This is a genomic window from Streptomyces sp. NPDC048185, assembly GCF_043202495.1.
Lineage (GTDB): Bacteria > Actinomycetota > Actinomycetes > Streptomycetales > Streptomycetaceae > Streptomyces.
Window position 1 is genome coordinate 256113 of record NZ_JBIDAN010000004.1, and the last position, 17453, is coordinate 273565.

A 17453-nucleotide genomic window follows, 5' to 3' on the forward strand; every position below is an offset into this window, starting at 1 on the left:
GTGCTCCGCGGCACCCCGCACGACATCGACCCCACCACACCCTCCCGAGAGGCGGACGCCGGACATGCCCATCCTCTGCAAGCCCGCGGTGCGCGTACCGGAATACACCATCACCATGGAGCAGACCCTGGATTTCGCCAGGAAAGCCCATGCGGGAAAGCCCCAGCTTCCCCTCGCGCTCCGTCTGATAGAAAACACCGGAGTGCAGAAACGGCACCTGGTGCAACCCGTCGAGAAGACCCTGGACCACCCGGGCTTCGAAGAACGCAACCGCATCTACGAGACGGAATCGAAGAAACGCTGCCCCGAAGCCGTCGAAGAGGCCCTGGCGAACGCCTTGCTGAGGGCCGAGGACATCGACGCGATCATCTACGTCTCGTGTACCGGATTCATGATGCCCTCGCTCACCGCGTGGCTGATCAACACCATGGGATTCCGCTACGACACCCGGCAGCTGCCCATCGCCCAGCTGGGCTGCGCGGCGGGCGGAGCGGCCATCAACCGCGCCCACGACTTCTGCGCGGCCCACCCCGACAGCAACGTACTGATCGTCTCGTGCGAACTGTGCTCCCTGTGCTACCAGCCCGACGCCGACGACATCGGCTCGCTGCTGTCCGACGGTCTGTTCGGGGACGCGGTCGCGGCGGCCGTGGTGCGCGGCCGCGGCGGCCCCGGCGTCACCGGCGTCCGACTGCGGCGCAACGCCTCGTACCTCATTCCGAACACCGAGGACTGGATCTCCTACGCCGTCCGCGACACCGGCTTCCACTTCCAGCTGGACCGCCGGGTGCCCGGCACCATGGAACCGCTCGCCCCGGTGCTGCGCGACCTCGCCGCGGGCAACGGCTGGGACGCCGCGGACCTCGACTTCTACGTCATCCACGCCGGCGGCCCCCGGATCCTGGACGACCTCGCCAAGTACCTCGGCGTCGACCGCACGGTCTTCCGGCACAGCTGGGGCACGCTGACCGAGTACGGGAACATCGCCAGCGCCGTGGTGCTCGACGCACTGCGCCGGCGGTTCGAGGAGGGACCGCTGCCCAGCGACGCCACCGGCGTCATCGCCGGCTTCGGCCCCGGCATCACCGCCGAGATGGCCCTGGGCACCTGGGTCGACGGCACGGCCCGACACCACCGGGAACGCCCGGCCGCCGTGGCCGCGCCGCGCCCGTACGCAGGGAGGATCTGATGACCAGCACCGGCGCCAGCACCAGCACCAGCACCCACAGCACCGGCACCGACAGCACCGGCGGCACGCAGGCCGGACCCACCTCCGACCGGATCCTGCGGATGATCAACGGCTACTGGGCCACCGGCATCCTGGGCACGGCGGCGACGTACGACCTGTTCACCCACCTGGAGAGCGGCGCCGACACCCCGGAGGCGCTCGCCGAACGGGCCGGGATCGCGCCGCGCGGCGCACAGGCGCTCCTGGACGGCCTGGTCGCCCTCGACCTGGTCGAGGTGGAGAGCGGCCGCTACCGCAACGGCCCGGAGGCGGCCGCCTTCCTGGTGGCGGGCCCGCCCGTCTCGCTCGCCGGGTTCGCCCGCCTCAAGATGGGCCACCTGGGCTCGCTGGCCGCCCTGCCCGACGTCGTGCGCGCCGGAGGCCCGGTGACGGACGCGGTCGTGGAGGTCGCCGACAACCCGCACTGGGAGAACCTCGTCCAGGCCATCGCCGCGCAGTCCGTGCCCGTCGCGCACATCGCCGCCGAGGCGCTCGGACTGGCCGGCGCCGGGAAGGTGTCGATCCTCGACATCGGCGGCGGCTCGGGCGTCTGCTCCGCCGTCTGGCTCGGGCTCAACCCCGACGCCCGCGCCACCCAGATCGACTGGGCGCCGATCAACGCCATCGCCCGGCGGCTGCTGGCCGAACAGGGCGTGGGCGACCGGGTCGAGCACGTCGACGGCGACTTCCACACCGTCGGCTTCGGCGACGGCGACCACGACGTCGTCATGTACTCCAACATCGCCCACCAGGAGGGACCCGAGGCCAACCGGGCGGTCTTCACCCGCATCCGCAGGGCGCTGCGGCCCGGCGGCACGCTCGTCGTCTCGGACTACATCACCGACGACGAGCGCGGCGGCCCGTCCTTCGCCCTGACCTTCGCCGGGGAGATGCTCCTCAAGAGCCGCCACGGCTCCACGTGGCGGCGCGGCGACTACCACGCGTGGCTCACCGCCGCCGGATTCGAGGACATCCGCTTCCTGGACACCCCCTCGCCGACCACCCTCGTGCTCGCCCGCTGAACCGCCCGTCCCGGTCCCGGCCACCCCACTCGGCCGGGGCCCGTCACGGGAGCGGGGTACGGACGGCGAAGCCCCCGGCGCGGCGGCCCGTGCGGGGACCGTCACGCCGGGGGCTTCGCCGCGACAGGGCGCGTCCTACGAGCGCTCCAGCTCCGGTGCCTGGCGCAGGATCTCCAGTTCCAGGTGCTGGAGCGCGGGGCTCGGCGAGATGCCCAGGTCCTCCACCATCTTCTGCTGGTGCGACCGCAGCACCGACAGCGCGTCCGCCTGCCGGCCCGCCCGGTACAGGGCGAGGCTCAGCAGTTCGCAGCCGTACTCGCGCAGCGGATGGGCCTGGGTGAAGGCCACCAGTTCGGGCACCGCCATCTCGTGGTTGCCCACCGCGATCAGGGTGGCGCAGCGGCCCTCGACCACCGACAGGCGCAGCTCCTCCAGGCGCACGGCCTCGGGTGCGACGTGCGGGGCCTCCGCCACCTCCGCGTACGCCTCCCCGCGCCACAGGGCGAGGCCCGCCTCGAACGCGTACAGCGCCCGCTGCGGATCGCCCCGGTCCAGCGCCTGCCAGCCGGCGGTGGCGTTCTCCCAGAAGCGGTGGGCGTCGACCTCGACGGCCCGGCTGTTCAGCAGATAGCCCCGCCCGCGCGTGCACAGCACCGTCGACGGGGTGCGCGGCGCCCGGTGCGGCTCCAGGGCGCGCCGCAGATTGGCGATGTACGCGTGCAGCGACGTGATCGCCGACTGCGGCGGCCGGCCCTCCCACAGCGCCTCCACGAGCACGTCCACCGAGACGGGCTGCCCCACCTGACTCACCAGCAGCACCAGCGCCGCACGCTGCTTGGGCGCCCCGAGGTCCACCCACCGGCCGCCGACGGCCGCCTCCACCGGACCGAGGACGCGGAACTCCACCCCCGCGCCCGACGCGGCACGGCGCGGGGGACCGGCCGCCTCCGCGCTGCCGGGTCCGGCACCGTCCGGGACACGGGAGCCGGGGCGCCGGGGCGGTGCGGTGTCGAGGTCCAGCGCCCTGCTGACGTACTGCTTGAGCGTCTCGTTGGCCCGCTTCAACTCGCGGACCTCGCGCTCGAGGTCCGCTATGCGCTGTGCTCCCGTGCCGTCCGCTCTCCCCGGGCTCCCCCCTGGTGGCTGCTCGGCGGCGACCCGTCCTCCGCGCCGTCCGACGGCCACCGGGACGGCGGTCACGGTGCCGCGGCGGATTCCCCATTCCAGCGTCTCTGCACTCATCGTGTCAGCCCCGTACGTGTGTGTCCGCGCATGCCCCGGACGGTGCACGCGCCTCGCTCTGCCCCAAAGCCCTGCGACGTTCACGCGCACGGCCCGGTCCGCTTCCCGCGGTTCCCGGGCCGGCCTCCCGCGCACGGGCCCGGCGCCGCCGCACACGACGGCGCCGGGAACCCGCGGCAGGGTTGGTTCACCTGACGCTGTACACGGGCACCTGATCGGGCTCGCCCGTCGGCGCCACGACGTCGTCGCGGTGCCGGAACAGCTTGCTGGGCCACCACATCCAGCGGCCCACGTCCAGGGTGAGTGCGGTGACCAGCACCGAACGCACCACGATGGTGTCGAGCAGCACGCCGAACGCCACCGCGAAGCCCAGCTCCACCGCGAAGACCAGCGGCAGCGACGCCATCGCCGCGAACGTGCCCGCCAGCACCACACCCGCCGAGGTGATCACGCCGCCGGTGGACGACAGGCCGGTCAGCGCGGCGCGCCGGGTGCCGTGCAGCACCGCGTCCTCGCGGACCCGCGTCACCAGGAAGATGTTGTAGTCGATGCCCAGCGCGACCAGGAACACGAACGCCAGCAGCGGGAAGGACGCGTCGGCCCCGGCGAGGCCGAAGACGTGCTCGAACACCAGGCTGCTGACGCCGAGGGCCGCCCCGAACGACAGCAGCACCGTCGCCATCAGCAGCAGCGGCGCGACCACGGCGCGCAGCAGCACCCCCAGGATGACCAGGACCACCAGCAGCACGATCGGGATGATCACCTTGGAGTCCCGGGCCGCCGCGTTCTCCGTGTCGACCATGATCGCGGTGCTGCCGCCGACCTGCGCGTCCGCGTCCTCGATCCGGTGGACCGCGGTCCGGGCCCAGTCGACGGTGCGCATCGCCGCCTCGCTGCTCGGCTCGTGCTCCAACTGCGCGAGCAGCACCGCCTCGCCGCCCTTGACCACCGGGTCCGCGACGCCGCCGATCCCGTCCACCCCGGCCAGCGCCGACCTGACCCGCTCGGCCGCACCGGCCCTGGTCACGACGTAGACGGGGTCGCCGGAGCCGGCCGGGAAGTGCGCGGCACGGATCTCCTCACCGACCGCCATCTGCGGCTTGTCGGTGAACTGGTCCTTGTTCGACAGGCCCGACGCGTCGAGCCCGAGCGTGCCGAGCGCCATCGCCCCGAGCACCAGCACGGTGCCCACCCACACCAGCCTCGGCCGGCCCGAGACGGCGGCGCCGACCCGGCTCCAGACGCTCTCCTTCTGCTCCGCCCCGGCGCCGTACACGGGCTTGGACGGCCAGAAGATCCACCGGCCGCAGGCGACCAGCAGCGCCGGCATCAGCGTCGTCATGGCGAGCAGGCCGACCAGGACACCGATGGCGCAGGCCGGGCCCATGCCCTTGGTGGAGTTGAGGACGGCGAGCATCAGCAGCATCAGGCTGATCGCGACGGTCGCCGCGCTGGCCACGATCGCCGGGCCGGAGCGGTACAGGGCCTCCGCCATCGCCTCGTGCCGGTCCTCGTGCCGTGCCAGCTCCTCCCGGTAGCGGGAGATCAGCAGCAGGGCGTAGTCGGTCGCCGCGCCGAAGATCAGCACGACCAGGATGAAACTCGTCTGCTTGTTGACGACGAGGCCGGCGTTGTCGGCCAGCAGGTAGATCAGCGCCTCCGCCGCCATCAGGGCCACGCCGACGGTGATCAGCGGCAGCAGCGGCAGCAGCGGGCTGCGGTAGGTGATCAGCAGGATCACCACCACGACCAGCGCGGTGATGGTGGTCAGCGCGCCGCCGCCGCCGAACGCCTTGATCGAGTCGGCGCCGTAGCCGGCCGGCCCCGCGACATGGAAGCCGAGGCCGTCCGCGTCCTTCTCACCGACGTCGGCCATCGCGTCGACGACCTTGCCGAGCCCCTCCCAGCCGGACTTGTCCTTGTGGACCTGGACGATGGTCTGGATGGCCTTGCCGTCCTCGGACCGGACCGGTCCCTGCGGCGTGCCCACGACGTTCTCGATGCCCCGGAACGCCGTCACGTCCGCCCGGGCCTTGGCCAGGTCGGCGTCGGTGACCCCGGCGGCCCGGTCGTAGACCACGATCGCGGGCACCGAGTCGGCGGGCATCAGCTTCTGGGCGCGCTCGACGACCGCGGTGGACTCCGCGTTGCCGGGCAGCCAGGCCGAGTTGTCGTTCTCCTCCGCGTCACCGAGCTTCCCGGCCAGCATCAGCGCCGGGACCAGTACGACGGCCCAGAGCGCGATGACGACCCACTTGCCCACCCTTCCGCTGGGCAGGGCGGCCAGTTTTCGCAGCATGTGTGTCTCTCCGTGTTCCGTGGGGGTGAGTGGTGTTTCTCAGGGGGAGGTGGTCGTGGCGGACAGCGGGCCCAGGGACGCACCGCGTCCCGCGAGCACGCCCCGCAGGCCGGGGACCCGGGCGCGGGCGTGCCCGAGGGCCAGCAGCACCGGTATGTCGGTGAGCAGCGGGAAGTGGTAGGCGAAGGGGCGCGGGCCGACCATGTCGGGCGGGCCGTCGTAGCCGCCGTCGGCCTTCTGCCGCTCCAGCAGCCAGGTCAGGGCCGCGCCGACGGGCCGCGGATCGTCCGCGTGGCAGAGCGTGATCAGCCCGTAGGCGGTGCTGATGTCGTCGCTGGGGTCGCCGGGCTGCATGCCCCAGCCGCCGTCGGCGTTCTGCGTCTCGCGCACCGTCCGCTCGATCCGCGCGGCCATGGCGGCGGTGCGCAGGTCGTCCGGGCCCGCCGTGCAGGCGGCGAGCCGCACCCGGAACAGGCTGTGCAGGCGGCTGCGGCTCCAGCCCGGCTCGAAGCCCCCGTCCGCGAGCTGGCTGCCGGCGAGGAACGCCAGCGCCCTGCCGCGCTGCGGCGCGGTGGCCGGGTGCGGGCCGAGCGCGCAGACCGCGGCGGCCGTCATGCACGGCTCGGAGGAGGCGCCCCCGACGTAGGTCGGGAAGCCGCCGTCCGCGCCCTGCACGGCCAGCAGCGCGGCCACGCCCTCGCGCACCGTCCCGGCGTGCGCGACCGGGTCGACCGCCTGGAGGAACTCCAGGGCGCACGAGGTGTCGTCGACGTCGTTCTGCGCGACGAGCGGGGACATGGACCAGCCGCCGGTCAGCGCCTCGCCGCGGGAGAGGGAGCGCAGCGTGGCGCCGCCCCGCTGGGCGGCGAGCGTCGACGCCATGCGGCGCAGCAGCGCCGGTTCGGCACCCGCCGCGTGCAGGGCGAGACCGCCGGTGGACGTGCACCAGTTGTGCATCTCCAGGACGAACGGGAAGCCCCCGTCGGGGCGCTGGTGACGCAGCAGCGTCGTGATGCCGCGGCGCACGGTCTCCTCGTGGCCGGGCGTCCCGGCGAGGGCGTGCAGCACCAGCAGGTGCATCAGCACGTAGCCCTCCCACACCGTGCCGCCGGGGTCGGTGGCCAGCAGCGTGTCCAGGGCGGCCTCGGTGGCCCGGTTCCGTACGCCGAGGGCACCGGCCAGGATCAGCACGATGGACGCCTGCTGCACGGCGGCCCACGAGTGCAACGGGTCGGTGGGGACCTCGCCGCCGCCCGGGAGTTCGGCGTCGGCGGGCAGCGGGCAGCCGAGCACCGAGAGCACCGCGTACACCATCAGGCGGCGGCGGGTGGAGATGAAGCCGGGTGCGGCACCCAGGACGCCCGACGCCAGCGTGGCGACGAGGGCGCTGTCGCCGTCGGGCCGCCGGCCCGCGGCGGCGGCGAGGGCACGCGAGGCGAGCACCCGGTCGAGCTCGTCCGGGGACTCCTGGTACCCGCGCAGACAAGCGAGGAGCCGGTCCCGGGCGGGGGAGTCCACGCCGGTCCGGGTCAGGAGCGCGAGGGCGAGCGCCGACTCCAGCACTCTGCTCTCGCACTGTTCTCGTATCGCACCGTCGTCGTCGGTCCGGCCGCTGATGTGGGCGACCAGCCGGGTCGTGGCCCGGTGCACCTGGCCCGGGGACACCTCATCGGGCAACGGCAACGGCAGCGGGGCCGGACGCACCGGGTCCGCGATCTTCATGGAGTACTCCTGTCTGAGCCGGTCCGGAGGGCCGGTGGGCCCGGGGTTGCGGGGGACGGGCCCGGCCCCGCCGGGGAGGGGCCCCCGCGCGGAGCCGGGCGGCGGATCACCTGACGCCCTGTGCGAACCGGAAGAACCGGTGGGGGTCGTAGCGGTCCTTGACCCGGGCCAGCCGCGCGTAGTTCTCCGCGTAGTAGGAGCGCCGCCAGTCCGGCAGGCGCGGGTCGATGAAGTTCTGGTAGGTCTCGCCGTTGGAGTACGGGTCGATCACCGCGAAGCCGTCGTCGACGTACTCCCAGGCGGCGGCCCTGGCCTCGTCCGTGACCGGTGCGGCGGCGTTCGAGGTCAGGTAGCTGACCGAGAACAGGCTGTCGCGGTGGACGTAGGCGGTCGCGTCGCGGGCCACGGTGTTGGCCCGGCCGCCGAGCGCCGAGATCTGCAACTGGCGCATCTGCCCGGCGAACCGGTTGGCGTCGAACGTCTCCAGCGCCTTCGCCCAGCCCTCGCGCGGCATCGTCCGCTCGAACAGCCGGCTTCGCCAGGCACCGAACGCCGGGCGCTGGATCCGCCCGTCGGGGGAGGTGTCGGCGCGGTGGCACTGCTGCGCCGTCAGGTCGGAACACTGGTAGAGCGACATCAGGACCGACCGGTACGGGGCGGTGAACTTCTGCTGGTACACCGGCGGGCGGCCGACCAGCGAGATCAGCCGGGCGATCTCGGCGTCGAAGCCCGCGCCGGTGTCCACCGACCCGAGGAACACCGACGCGGTCGGCACGGTGCCCGGCCCGGCGTCGGTGAGGGTGACGTTGACACCGCTGCCGATCGTCCACGGGGCGTCGGGCAGCCACCGGGTCCAGCCGTCCAGCATGTCCAGGGACCGGTCGAAGGTCCACACGAGGTTGATGGCGGCCACGTCGGTCAGCGGCGACGGCGTGACGTCGTACGACGTCACGATCCCGAAGTTGCCGCCGCCGCCGCCCCGCAGCGCCCAGAACAGGTCGCTGTGGCTGCGGGGCGAGGCCGTGACGAGACGCCCGTCGGCGAGGACCACCTGCGCCGACGTCAGCTTGTCGGAGGCGATGCCGATGCTGCGGGTGAACAGGCCCATGCCGCCGCCCTGGAAGAACCCGCCGGCCGCGACGGTGGGGCAGTACCCGCCGGAGATGCCGAGACCGGCCGGCGCGAGCGTGTCCGCGATGTCGACGAGCTGGGCACCGGGGCCCATCCGCACCGAAGTCTCGCCGCGCACGACGGAATCGAGCCCCGACACATCGATGACCAGGCCCTCGGTGGTGGAGTAGCCGCCCGCGCTGTGGCCGCCGCTGCGCGCGGCGACGGGTATGCCGTGGGCCTCGGCGAAGCGCACGCAGGCGGAGACGTCGGCGGCGGACGCGCAGTAGGCGACCGCCCTGGGGCTGGTGGCGTCGAACTGCACCTGGTACAGCTGCTTGGCCCGCTGGTAGTCCGCGTCCGACGGGAGGACGAGGCGTCCTCGGAGGCGGTCGGCGAGCCGGCTCCACCGGGTGCCGAACGCGTCGCCCTTGGCCTGCGCGGCACCGGTCAGCGCCGTGGTGGCCAGCGCGGCACCGCCGGCGCCGGCGAGGAAGGACCGTCTGTTGATCATGCTGCTTCTTCCGTGTTCGTCGGGGAGTACGGGACGGGGGTGCGGGCGGTCACGGGGCCCGGTGACCCAGGACGAGGGCGAGCGCGCCGGTCAGCGCCCCCGCCGGGTCCGCCTCGGCGCCGGTGGCACGCCAGGCCACGTGCTGGTCGGGCCGGACCAGGACGGCACCCGCCGCGTCCGTCCCGCGCAGGTGCTGCCAGACCCCGTCGGCGTCGGTGCACTCCGCGTCCTCACCGCCGATCCGGACCGCGGTCACGGGCACCGAGAGCTTCTCGCCGGCCAGCTCGGCGGCCTCGGCCCACGCGGCCCCCTCCGGCCCGGTGATCAGCACGAAGCCGGTGCCGGAGCCGACCAGGTCGTGGGTGGACACGCGCCGGCCGTCCCGCTCGACCCAGGCGTGCGGCAGCAGGTGACCCGGCCGGGTCGTGGGCCGGTACTCGTCGCCCAGCGGTGAGCGGGCCGGCGGGCGGCTGCCGTCCGGGACGACCGCGCCCTGCTCGTAGGCGAAGCCGGTCTCCACGTCGAGGGCCTGGCACTCGCCGCGGTGCGTCGCGAAGATCTCCGCGGCCCGGGCGCGCTGCGCCGCACCGACCGGGGTCGGCGAGAAGTAGGAGAAGAACACCGGGGTGCGGCGCTCCGGCGGCACGTGCGGACCGAGACCGACGGCGGCATTGGTGACCACCTGGAGGTGCCCGGCGGCGGACATCGCCCAGCCCAGGTTGAACTGGCCGACGGGCCGGCGCTCGGCCTCGTAGGTGTCGAGCAGCGCGTCGCCGGCGCGGCCCGAGAGCACCGCGGCGAGCTTCCAGGCGAGGTTGTGCGCGTCCTGGATGCCGCTGTTGAGGCCGAGCCCCACGGCGGGCGGCTGGCGGTGGGCGGCGTCGCCGACGAGGAACGCCCGGCCGTGGCGGTAGCGCTCGGCGAGCACCGCCTCCACGCTCCAGCTGGTCACCTCGTGCAGCGTCAGCTCCAGCCCGGGCAGCCCGAGCACCTCGCGGATGCGGCCGACGACCGCCTCCTCGTCGGTGCGGTCGATGCCGGCGAGCGGCAGGTGCAGGCCCCACTCCTCGCAGTGCTTGCCCCAGGTCGGGCCCATCTCGATGAGCGCGCTGGACAGGTCGGGGCGGTAGGGGTTGACGAACCAGGTGATGACCGAGCCCTCGGTCCACCACTGCGACAGGTCCGCGGAGAAGTACGCAGTGGTGGCGTCGAACAGGGCGGGCAGGCCCTCCATCCGCACGCCGAGCGCGGGCCCCACCGTGCGGCCGGCGTCCGCCGCGATCACGTACTGCGCGACGACCGTCGTGACCTCGCCGGTCTGCGTGTCGCGGATCTCGGCGGTGATGCCCTCGCCGGACCCGCTCCCGGTGTTCTCGGTCAGGGAGACCAGCTCGTGGCCGAACCGGACGCCCCCGGGGTTGCGCTCCTCGGCGTGGCGGCGCAGCACCGGTTCGAGGCGCAGCTGCGGCAGCTTGGTCGGCATCACGGGGCCCGCCGCCTCGTACGCCTCGCGCAGCGCGCCGCCGCCGAAACCGTCCATCTCGTGGATGACCCGCCCGTCCAGCGGGCCGTCGCCGGCGAGCGTGGTCTGCCAGCGGACCGTGCCGAACTGCTCGGGCGAGGCGGCCGGTTCGGCGACGTCGTCCGCCAGGCCGTACTGGCGGAAGATCTCCATCGTGCGCTGGTTGAGGTAGTGCGCCTTCGGCAGGCGCGAGGTGTCCGGGCGGCGTTCCACCAGCAGGTGCTCGACGCCGTGGCCGGACAGGAAGACGGACGCGGCCAGGCCGGAGCCGCCGCCGCCCACGATCAGTACGGGAACTTCTACGGTGCTCAAGGTTCGTCCTTCCGGAAACGGATGAGACAGCAAGGGGAGACGAGAAGAGAGGGAGAGACGAGAGCGGGGAGTGAAGAGGCGGGATTCCGCGCCGGGTCAGACCGGGTCCGCGAGGGCCCCCTCGGGGAGCTGCATGATCTCCGGCACGCCGGCGCCCCACCGGTAGTAGGACTGGAGCTTGTAGTACTCACCGTCGGGCTGGGAGGCGACGGCGTAGACGAACCTGGTGTCCGGATCGGCGCGTCGCACGTGCCGCACGAACTCCCCGATCCGCTCGTCGAGTTCGACGGGCAGGGAGGCCGGGTCCGTCGTCGCCACGGCGAAGCAGATCCGCTCGATGGCCGGGGACTCCCAGCCGAGGGTCACGTAGACGCCGAAGGCCTGGCGGCCGAGCCGGAGCATCTGCTCGCTGGGCTCGGCCTGGTCGACCTCGCGGAGCATGGAGCGCACGGACTCCGGGGCGATGCCCCCGGCGGGCGGCTCGCCGAAGTAGATGTTGACGGTGCGGTTGCGGTAGTCGATGCCGAGCAGGCCCACGGTGTCGCCGAGGCCGTGCCGGGAGATGAAGCCGAGGCTCTCGCCCAGGCTGCGCGGCATCGACGGGAGGCCGGCGAGCTTCGTGACGTCCTGGAGGGCGGTGCGGGGAAGCACCACCCAGATCTTCTTGAACCCTCCCGCGACACCGAAGTCGATGCCGTAACCGTCGACGGGGCAGTTGTCGCGCAGGTCGGCGAGCAGCCGGGACACGGGGTGGCCGGTCTTCTCCAACAGGCCGTTGTCCACCGCCAGTCGGTACGGATCGACGTCCTGCGGCACCGTGAACCGGCAGTCCAGCTCACCCGCGCGGCCCGCGCCGGTCGACACCCGGAACGCGACCACGGCCTGGGTGAGATCGCCTCCGTAGAGGTGCAGGACGCGCAGCACGTCGTCGGGTGCGTACTCCACCTCCAGCAGTCCGGCCGCTTCCTCGATGGCCGAGTAGAGGGCCCGCACCGCGTCCTGTCGAGTGATCGGGGCCGCCTCACTCATGGCAGTCACCATCCTTGTGCGTCGTGGCGGCCGGTCCCGGCCGTCCGTTGTGAACAGGGCTGTCACCGCACCGGCCGCCGGCCGCCGGGGCGTTCACCGGGGCAGGTCCGTTCGGGGCGTCGTGTCGGCGTGCAGCAGGACCAGCGGGTGGAAGCGGTAGCGGTCCTCACCGAGGGCGCCGCCGGGCTCCGCGAAGAGCAGGCCGGCGTCGACGAGTTCCTCCAGGGCGCCTTCCGCCTCGGCCTCGGCCAGACCCGTCACCCCGGCCGCGCACGGGGCGGTGAAGGGGCCCGGCCCCACCGGGGCGAGCCACGGCAGCACGGCCCTGGTGGCCGGGCTCAGCCGGGTCACCGCACGGTCGAAGGTGCGGGGCAGGTCGAGGGTGCCGTAGCTCAGGGCGGCGAGCCGGGTGTGCGGGTCGGCGAGCCGGCCGGCGAAGCGGGCCACGGACCGGTGCGGCCGCGCGGCGAGCCGGGCGCCGGCGATGCGCAGCGCGAGCGGCAGCCCGGCGCAGTGGCGCACCACGTCCCGGACAGCCCCGGGTTCGGCCCGTGCACGGTCGTCGCCGACGCACTCGGTGAGCAGCGCCACGGCGTCCTCGTCGTCCAGCGGACCGAGGCTCACGGTGTGGGCGGTGGGCACGGCGGTCAGCCGCGTCCGGCTGGTGACGAGCAGGGCACTGTCCGGGCCGGCGGGCAGCAGTCCGGTCAGCTGGGCGTCGCCCGAGGCGTCGTCGAGCACGACCAGCAGCCGGGCGTCCGCCGTCCGGGCCCGATAGCGGCGCACCAGCCCGCCCGTACCGTGCCGGGCGGTCCGCGCGGTCTCCTCGGTCCCGTCCAGTGCGGCGAGGAGCTCCGCGAGCACCGACGCGGGCGGCCGCGCGGCCCCGTCGGCGTCCTGGAGGTCGGCGTGCACCACGCCGTCCGGAAACGCCTCGGCGCACCCGTGGGCCACCTCGGCGGCCAGGGCCGTCTTGCCGCTGCCGGGCATGCCCGTGACCAGTGCCGCCCTGAGCCGCGCGCCGGGCCCCGCGGGGCGGCGCAGCAGCAACGAGCGGAGCCGGGCCGCCTCGGCGGTGCGCCCGGTGAACGCGGCGGCCCGGGCGGGCAGCAGCAGGACCGGACGGCGCACCGGGACGGCGCTCTCGCCGCGCAGCATCCGCAGATAGGCCTCGCTGAGCTGCCGTCCGGGCACGACGCCCAGCTGTTCGTCGAGGATCCGGCGGCCCTCTCCGTAGACCTGGACGGCCTCGGCCTGCCGGTCGGAGCGGTGCAGCGCGGTGATCAGGTGGGCGCGCAGACTCTCGTCCATGGGGAAGCGGGCCACCAGGGAGAGGAGTTCGGGCACCAGCAGACGGTGCCGGCCGAGCGACAGGTCCGCCTCGATCCGCCGCTCCAGCGCCTGCGCCCGCAGGAATTCCAGACGCGGGCGCTCGAACCGCAGCAGGTGCTCGGTCACGTTCTCCAGGGCCTGGCCGCTCCAGTGGCCGAGCGCCTCACCGAGCAGCCTGCCCGCCTCCGCGTGACGGTTCTCCTCCAGGGCCTGGCGGCCGAGCCGTTCGAGCCGCTCGAAGGAGAACAGGTCGACCTCGCAATTCCCGGTGTCGAGCACATATCCCGGACCCTGCCGAGAGATCCGGACGTCGTTCCCCAGGGTTTTCCTGAGCCGGGAGACATAGGTGTAGATCTGCGCGTTCGAGGTGGCCGGCGGCTCCTCCGCCCACAGCGCGGCGCTCAGCCGGCTGTCGGTGACCAGAGCACCGCGCGCCAGGAGCAGCACCGCGAGCACGGTGTGGATCTTCGCTCCGGACAGCGGGACCACCGTGCCCGCCCGGGCCGCGGAGACCGGGCCCAGCAGCCGGAACGCGAGCGCTCCCGAGGCGGCCGTGTCCGGGCCGGCCTCCCCGGACGCCGCATCGGCGGTCCGGGGAGACACACCAGCAGAGTTCGGCACAGCGCACTCTCCGTCCCGCTCGGTCCAATGTCCTTCGAATGACGCTCGAGGACGCTACCCACAGGCGCTTTTCGCGCGTTATCGTCTCGATTAGGGCACGCGAAATGACGGCGAAACAACCCTAAAAACGCACACCCCTAGGATGATTCCAGAAATTCCGTCAGGCTATTTCTGCGGGCATTCCCAAAATGACGAGGAGATTCCTCCATGCGTAATCCCCGTACGTTCGCGAGTGCGCTCGCCGGCACCGCGCTCCTCTTCCTCCCGCTGCTCCTCACCCTGGGCGCAGGCGAGCAGGGCACGGACGACCTGCCCTGGACCGGGATCAGCGCGCAGGCCACTGCCGGGGAGGACGACCTGCCCTGGACCTGACGCGCACGCGGGACGCGGGACGCTCCAGCGCGGAGTGACGGAGGGAACGGGGAAGAGGGGCGGGAGGGTCAGCGGTCGGCCAGCAGACCGGCCAGGACCGACCCCTCGATCGGGCGGGGCGCGTCGTGCGACTCCAGGACCGCGCGCAGCCGGCCGGCGCGCCGCTCCCACGCCGGCGCGTTGAGGGTACGGAACTCGGTCTCGGCCCAGTCCAGCGGCTCGCCGGCGCCGGATCCGCCGCGGATCGCCTCGGCGCAGGCCAGGTGGGTCACGATGCGGGCCTGCAGGAACCGGTCGCGCACCTCCTCCGCGAGACGCAGCGCCCGCCGCAGGCTGGCCCGGGCCTTGTGCGGCTCGTTCTGCCGCCACTGCGCCTCGCCGAGGGCGCACAGGCCGTGCGCCTCACCGAGCCGGTCGCCCTGCCCACGGGTGAGTCCCACCACGTCGTGGCAGATCCGCTCCGCCTGCGCCGACCGGCCCGCGCCGAGCAGCGCCTCGGCGAGCCGGTAGAGGTTCTGGGTGCGGCTGCGCAGCGACCCGGCCTCGTAACTGACCTCGATCGCCTCGTTGCTCAGCTCCACGCCGCGCTCGGGGTTGCCCTGCTCGATCTCGACCTGGGCCAGCAGACCCAGCGCGTGGGACAGGCCCGAGTTGTCCCCGGCCCGCCGGAACAGCACCAGGGACTCCTCGCAGTAGCGGGCCGCCTCGCCGAGGTCGCCGAGGAAGCGGGCGCACACGGCGAGGTTGCGCCGCACGATGGCCCGTCCCTGGACGTCGTCGGTCCGCTCCAGCTGGGTCAGGGCGGTGAGCAGCCGCTCCCGCGCCTCGCCGTAGCGGCGCTGGTAGATCGCGAGCGTCCCCAGGGTGCGGAGCATGGTGCCGGCCCCGCGGGTGTCGCCCGCGTTCCGGGCGCCTTCCAGGGCGCACTCGGCGGTGCGCCGCCAGTCCTCCAGATAGTTGCGCGTCTCGTAGAACGGAACCGTCCCCACCGCGAGGAGCCAGGCCCGTTCCGTCTGCCCGTCGCGCACCGCCTGCGCCACCAGGGCACCGAGCGTCTCCCGCTCGTCCTCGAACCACTCCACGGGGTCGGCGACGAGCTCACTCACCGTCTCGCCCGGGACCGGCTCGACGGGCGACGAACCGCCGTGCGGGGCCTCGCCCTTGCCGTACAGCTGCTCCTGGGCCGCGTGCACCAGGGTGAGCACGGCGGTCAGGACCCTTTCCAGGGCCTGCCGGCGCTCCTGCGGAGCGTCCTCGGCCAGGCACCGCTCCCGGGCGAACCGGCGCATCAGCTCCTGGAAGCGGAAGCGGGGCCCGCCGCCCGGCGCGGGACGGATCTCCAGGAGCTGGGCGCCGACGAGCTGGTGGAGCAGTTCCTCGGACGCCTCCGGGGTGACGCCGAGGACGGGGGCGCCGATCCAGGACGGGACGTCGGGCACGTCCAGCATGCTCAACTGCCGGTAGAGCCGGGCGGCCTGCACCGACAGCGCCCGGTAGCCGAGCCAGACGCCCGAGCGCACCCCGCTCTCGCCCGGGCTGAGCACGCTGACGCGCTCGCGCCGGTCCTCCATCCGCGCCGCCATCTGGCGCAGCGACCACCGCTGGTCGGACAGCAGCCGGGTCGCGACGACGCGCAGGGCCAGCGGCAGCCGGTCGCACAGCTCCACCAGGCGCCGTGCCGCGGACGGTTCGGCCGACACCCGGTGCTCGCCGATCGTGGCGGCCAGCAGGTCCAGGCACTCGGCCGGGCTCATGGCACCCAGTTCCACCCGGGCCACGGCCAGCGTCCCGGTGAGCCCGTTCAGCGGGTCCCGGCTGGTGACGAGCACCCGGGCGGGACCGCGGCCCGGCAGCAGCGGACGGATCTGGTCCACGGAGCGGGCGTCGTCGAGGACGACGAGCAGACGTCTGCCGTCCAGGGTGCTGCGGTAGAGCGCGGCGCGGTCCTCGACGCCCGCCGGGATCGAGGTGCCCGGCACCCCGAGCGCGCGCAGCGCCCGTTCCAGGGCCGCCTCGGGGGTGCCGGGCCCGCCGTGCCCGTCCTGGAGGTCAAGGTAGAGCTGGCCGTCGGGGAAGCGCCCCGCGACGCGGTCGGCCCAGTGCAGGGCGAGCGCGCTCTTGCCGACGCCGGCCGGGCCGCACACCGTCGCGACCCGGACCGTCATGGCGCCCGCGAACCCCGGCGCCGGGGGCACGAGCCCCTGCAACGCCTCCAGCTCCTTTTCCCGGCCGACGAACGGCTCGGGCGCCAGGGGGAGTTGACGCGGCACTACGGCAGGGGTGGGGCCCGGGGGAGCGTCCGGAGCGACGGTGTCCGCGGACGCGGCGGTCCGCACCGGGGCCCGCCCTTCACCCTCCAGCACCGTGCGGTGCAGCTCCTGCAGTTCGGCGCCCGGCTCCACGCCCAGCTCCGCGACGAGGACGCGGCGCCCCTCGCGGTAGCAGTCCAGCGCCTCGGACCTGCGGCCCGACGCGCGGTAGGCCTGCATCAGGAGGGCGCGGGCATGCTCGCGCAGCGGGTTCTCCGCGACGAGCGGGGCCAGGCACTCCAGCACCGACCGGTAGCGGCCCTGCTGGAGCTGGACGGTGGCGTACTCCTCGGTCAGGTCGGTCCTCAGCTCGGAGATCCGGTCGACCGTGCCGTTCAGCGCACCGCCGTCCATGCCGTCGAGCACCGGCCCCGACCACAGCGCCAGGGCGTCCTCGAAGCGTGCCGCGGCCTCGCTCGGGTCCCCGGCCTCGGCGGCGGCACGGGCGGCCGCGGCCGACTCGTACAGGTCGGCCACGTCGACGTAGTGGCCGTCCCGGTGCAGCACGTATCCCGGCAGCAGCGTCTCGATGAGGCCGTCGACGCCCGCCTCGTCGCGGAACGTCTTGCGCAGCGCGGAGACGCAGATGGCGATCTGGTTGCGTGCCGTGACGGGCGGATCGCTGGGCCAGACGGCGTCCGTGAGTGCGTCCACGGAGACGGCCCGGCCCGGGGTGAGCAACAGCACGGCGAGCACCGTGCGCTGCCGTGCGCTGCGCAGCAGCAGCGGACGGCCGTCCACGCTCACCTTGAGAGGGCCCAGCACCTGGAACGACAAACGAGGCGCCACACCGCCTCCTTCCAGGACCGCGCACGTCCC

11 protein-coding genes are annotated in these 17453 nt (G+C 73.8%); 3 read left to right on the forward strand and 8 right to left on the reverse strand.

Annotation, left to right across the window (positions count from 1 at the left end; all coding sequences use genetic code 11):
* Positions 1-64: 64 nt before the first annotated feature.
* Together ACGF3H_RS14740 and ACGF3H_RS14745 are read left to right on the forward strand one after the other, a co-directional pair.
* Entirely contained in the window at positions 65-1189 is a 1125-nt protein-coding gene (locus tag ACGF3H_RS14740) for a type III polyketide synthase (protein WP_362499490.1), read from the forward strand.
* Entirely contained in the window at positions 1189-2250 is a 1062-nt protein-coding gene (locus tag ACGF3H_RS14745; RefSeq protein WP_362499488.1) for a class I SAM-dependent methyltransferase, read from the forward strand. Before ACGF3H_RS14740 ends, ACGF3H_RS14745 begins: the two co-directional genes overlap by 1 nt.
* A gap of 135 nt (positions 2251-2385) precedes the next feature.
* On the opposite strand, the gene ACGF3H_RS14750 is transcribed toward ACGF3H_RS14745, so the two are convergent.
* From ACGF3H_RS14750 to ACGF3H_RS14780, 7 genes are all read right to left on the reverse strand, one after another.
* Positions 2386-3492 (reverse strand): AfsR/SARP family transcriptional regulator, encoded by a 1107-nt coding sequence (locus ACGF3H_RS14750; protein ID WP_362499486.1) that lies wholly within the window; start codon positions 3490-3492, stop codon positions 2386-2388.
* Between the two features lie 187 nt (positions 3493-3679).
* The gene (locus ACGF3H_RS14755; RefSeq protein WP_362499484.1) at positions 3680-5791 is read right to left on the reverse strand and encodes an MMPL family transporter; all 2112 of its coding nucleotides are present in this window, start codon (positions 5789-5791) and stop codon (positions 3680-3682) included.
* A gap of 39 nt (positions 5792-5830) precedes the next feature.
* On the reverse strand, positions 5831-7513 hold the full coding sequence (locus ACGF3H_RS14760; protein WP_362499483.1) for a prenyltransferase/squalene oxidase repeat-containing protein: 1683 nt from the start codon (positions 7511-7513) through the stop codon (positions 5831-5833).
* Positions 7514-7619: 106 nt separating this feature from the next.
* Positions 7620-9137 carry an FAD-binding oxidoreductase gene (locus ACGF3H_RS14765; protein ID WP_362499481.1) on the reverse strand — a complete coding sequence of 506 codons (1518 nt, stop codon included), beginning with the start codon at positions 9135-9137 and terminating at the stop codon, positions 7620-7622.
* Between the two features lie 49 nt (positions 9138-9186).
* Complete coding sequence (locus tag ACGF3H_RS14770) at positions 9187-10971, reverse strand: FAD-dependent monooxygenase (protein WP_362499479.1); 1785 nt, start codon at positions 10969-10971, stop codon at positions 9187-9189.
* A gap of 96 nt (positions 10972-11067) precedes the next feature.
* Entirely contained in the window at positions 11068-12000 is a 933-nt protein-coding gene (locus ACGF3H_RS14775) for an aromatic prenyltransferase (RefSeq protein ID WP_362499478.1), read from the reverse strand.
* Positions 12001-12093: 93 nt separating this feature from the next.
* Positions 12094-13935 (reverse strand): BTAD domain-containing putative transcriptional regulator, encoded by a 1842-nt coding sequence (locus tag ACGF3H_RS14780; RefSeq protein WP_362499476.1) that lies wholly within the window; start codon positions 13933-13935, stop codon positions 12094-12096.
* A gap of 225 nt (positions 13936-14160) precedes the next feature.
* Here ACGF3H_RS14780 and ACGF3H_RS14785 point away from each other — a divergent pair, with 225 nt between their 5' ends.
* Complete coding sequence (locus ACGF3H_RS14785; protein ID WP_362499474.1) at positions 14161-14325, forward strand: hypothetical protein; 165 nt, start codon at positions 14161-14163, stop codon at positions 14323-14325.
* Between the two features lie 68 nt (positions 14326-14393).
* Here the strand turns inward: ACGF3H_RS14785 and ACGF3H_RS14790 are convergent, their stop codons facing one another.
* On the reverse strand, positions 14394-17423 hold the full coding sequence (locus ACGF3H_RS14790) for a BTAD domain-containing putative transcriptional regulator (protein ID WP_362499473.1): 3030 nt from the start codon (positions 17421-17423) through the stop codon (positions 14394-14396).
* Between the last annotated feature and the right edge of the window lie 30 nt (positions 17424-17453).

Excerpts from the sequence above, each read along its gene's own strand:
- ACGF3H_RS14755 (WP_362499484.1), bottom strand. The coding sequence starts at position 5,791 with ATGCTGCGAAAACTGGCCGCCCTGCCCAGCGGAAGGGTGGGCAAGTGG.
- ACGF3H_RS14775 (WP_362499478.1), bottom strand. The coding sequence starts at position 12,000 with ATGAGTGAGGCGGCCCCGATCACTCGACAGGACGCGGTGCGGGCCCTC.
- ACGF3H_RS14765 (WP_362499481.1), bottom strand. The coding sequence starts at position 9,137 with ATGATCAACAGACGGTCCTTCCTCGCCGGCGCCGGCGGTGCCGCGCTG.
- ACGF3H_RS14745 (WP_362499488.1), top strand. The coding sequence starts at position 1,189 with ATGACCAGCACCGGCGCCAGCACCAGCACCAGCACCCACAGCACCGGC.
- ACGF3H_RS14785 (WP_362499474.1), top strand. The coding sequence starts at position 14,161 with ATGCGTAATCCCCGTACGTTCGCGAGTGCGCTCGCCGGCACCGCGCTC.
- ACGF3H_RS14760 (WP_362499483.1), bottom strand. The coding sequence starts at position 7,513 with ATGAAGATCGCGGACCCGGTGCGTCCGGCCCCGCTGCCGTTGCCGTTG.
- ACGF3H_RS14740 (WP_362499490.1), top strand. The coding sequence starts at position 65 with ATGCCCATCCTCTGCAAGCCCGCGGTGCGCGTACCGGAATACACCATC.
- ACGF3H_RS14750 (WP_362499486.1), bottom strand. The coding sequence starts at position 3,492 with ATGAGTGCAGAGACGCTGGAATGGGGAATCCGCCGCGGCACCGTGACC.